1 protein-coding gene is annotated in these 1473 nt (G+C 73.8%); it reads right to left on the minus strand.

Going from position 1 to position 1473, the window contains the following annotated elements:
* Positions 1–1473 (minus strand): polyketide synthase dehydratase domain-containing protein (locus E1258_RS32585; RefSeq protein ID WP_207919935.1); only part of this gene is annotated, 1473 nt, incomplete at both ends.

A 1473-nucleotide genomic window follows, 5' to 3' on the forward strand; every position in this document is an offset into this window, starting at 1 on the left:
TGTGCGCAGCAAGCCGGGGAGCCAGCGGAACACCACCACGGACAGCAAGCTGAGGTTCCCCGGTCGCGGCAAGCGCCACCCAATCCGGATCAGGCTCCCCACCGGGCAAATCAACAAGCTGAAACCGGCCCGGATGCTCAGACTGAGCACTACGAACCAAACCCCACACCGGCGCCATCGCAAGATCAACCGCCTCATCACCCACCGCAACCCCCTGACGGGTGACCACGACGAGCCGAGTGGCCGTGGCGGCGGGCTCGGCGAGCCGGCGTTGCAGCAGGTCCAGAGTCCACGCGGTCACGGCCCGGGCACGCTCCGCCGGGTCGTCGCCCGAGGGGTCGTCCACGGTGGCGATGACCAGGTCCGCCGCGGCGTCGGTCCGGGCCGTCCCGGACGGGACGGGGATCCAATCGAGGGTGTGCAGCGACCCGCCGGGCGCGGCGCCCGTGAGCTGCCGGCTGTCGGCGGGGCGGAGCGCGAGGGCGTCGATCCGGCCGGCCCCGCCGCCTTGGTCGTCGGCGATGTCGATCCGCAGCGTCGCGGCGGCGGTGGTGGTCGTCACGCGCACCCGGAGGCGGCTGAGGCCGGTGCGGTCGAGCCGGACGCCGGAGAATGCGAACGGTAGACCCGGCGCCGTGCCGTCACCCCGGTCGAGCAGGTCTGGGCCGCCGTGCAGCGCCGCGTCGAACAGCGCCGGGTGCAGCACGAAATGGCGCGCCGCCTCGGTGTACTCACCGGCGAGCGCGACCTCGGCGTACACCGCGTCCCCATCGCGCCAGGCCGCTTCGACGCCCTGAAAAGCCGGGCCGTACTCGTAGCCCATCTCGGCAAGCCGGGCGTAGAGCGCGTCGACCCCGATCGGTTCGGCGTCCGCCGGCGGCCACGGCGTCCCCGGTGAGGGGAGCACTTCGTCGTCGACGGCGGCCAGGACGCCGCGCGCGTGGCAGCGGCCGGCGTGGGAGTCGTCGGCGTGCGAGTAGACGGCCACCGCACGGCGACCGTCCCCGCCGGGCTCACCGACGGTGACCTGGAGCCGCACCTCGGCGTCGGCCGGCACGACCAGGGGTGCTTCGAGGGTGAGTTCGTCGACGACCGGGGTGCCGGCATGCCGTCCGGCGGTGAGCGCCAGCTCGACCAGGGCGGTGCCGGGGACGACCACCGTGCCCAGCACGGCGTGGTCGGGCAGCCAGGGGGCGAGGTCGCGGGAGAGCCGTCCGGTGAACACCCATTCGTCGCGGTCGCCGACGCGCACGGCGCCGGTCAGCAGGGGATGGTCGACCCGGTCGAGGGTGCTGGTGTCGGGCATCAGCCAGTAGCGCTGGTGCTGGAAGGCGTAGGTAGGCAGGTCGATGCGCTTCCCGCCGGCCAGCACGGCCGCCCAGTCCACCGGCACTCCGGCGTTGTGGGCCTGGGCGAGGAACGCGGCGAAAGCGTGCGGCTCGGGCTGCTTGGCCCGCAACGCCGCGGCAAGCA

The organism is Micromonospora sp. KC207, assembly GCF_004348615.1.
In the GTDB taxonomy this organism is placed as follows: Bacteria; Actinomycetota; Actinomycetes; order Mycobacteriales; family Micromonosporaceae; genus Micromonospora.